We start from the raw sequence: 1,284 nt of genomic DNA, 5'->3' as shown, positions 1-1,284 counted from the left end.
AATGTGGGTGGGATACCTCATCTTGAAGCGAGCTTCCCGCTTAGATGCTTTCAGCGGTTATCCCTTCCGAACGTAGCTAACCAGCCGTGCCCCTGGCGGGACAACTGGCACACCAGAGGTTCGTCCGTCCCGGTCCTCTCGTACTAGGGACAGCCCTTCTCAAGTATCCTACGCGCACGGCGGATAGGGACCGAACTGTCTCACGACGTTCTAAACCCAGCTCGCGTACCGCTTTAATGGGCGAACAGCCCAACCCTTGGGACCTGCTACAGCCCCAGGATGCGACGAGCCGACATCGAGGTGCCAAACCATCCCGTCGATATGGACTCTTGGGGAAGATCAGCCTGTTATCCCCGGGGTACCTTTTATCCGTTGAGCGACACCGCTTCCACATGCCAGTGCCGGATCACTAGTCCCGACTTTCGTCCCTGCTCGACCTGTCAGTCTCACAGTCAAGCTCCCTTGTGCACTTGCACTCAACACCTGATTGCCAACCAGGCTGAGGGAACCTTTGGGCGCCTCCGTTACCCTTTAGGAGGCAACCGCCCCAGTTAAACTACCCACCAGACACTGTCCCTGAACCGGATAACGGTCCGAAGTTAGATACCCAAATCAACCAGAGTGGTATTTCAAGATTGCCTCCACCCATACTGGCGTATGGACTTCACCGGCTCCCACCTATCCTACACAAGCTAATTCAGATACCAATGTCAAGCTATAGTAAAGGTCCCGGGGTCTTTCCGTCCTGCCGCGCGTAACGAGCATCTTTACTCGTAATGCAATTTCGCCGGGCCTGTGGTTGAGACAGTGGGGAAGTCGTTACGCCATTCGTGCAGGTCGGAACTTACCCGACAAGGAATTTCGCTACCTTAGGATGGTTATAGTTACCACCGCCGTTTACTGGCGCTTAAGTTCTCCGCTTCGCCCCGAAGAGCTAACAGGTCCCCTTAACGTTCCAGCACCGGGCAGGCGTCAGTCCATATACATCGAATTACTTCTTCGCATGGACCTGTGTTTTTAGTAAACAGTCGCTTCCCCCTGCTCTCTGCGGCCATACAACGCTCCACCCGCGCGGGGCTTCACGTCTCCGGCCCCCCTTCTCCCTAAGTTACGGGGGCAATTTGCCGAGTTCCTTAACCACAGTTCGCCCGATCGCCTCGGTATTCTCTACCTGACCACCTGTGTCGGTTTGGGGTACGGGCCGCTAAGAACTCGCTAGAGGCTTTTCTCGGCAGCATAGGATCACTGACTTCACCTGAATCGGCTCGGCATCACGTCTCAGCC

Annotated in this window: 1 rRNA gene; it reads right to left on the bottom strand. The window is 55.8% G+C overall.

Annotated elements, in window-relative coordinates:
- Positions 1-1,284 (bottom strand): 23S ribosomal RNA (locus SM452_RS30325); the annotation flags it as partial.

The sequence above is a fragment of the Micromonospora sp. SYSU B005 genome (genome assembly GCF_055362685.1).
This window is presented reverse-complemented; position numbering and strand designations above follow the sequence as displayed.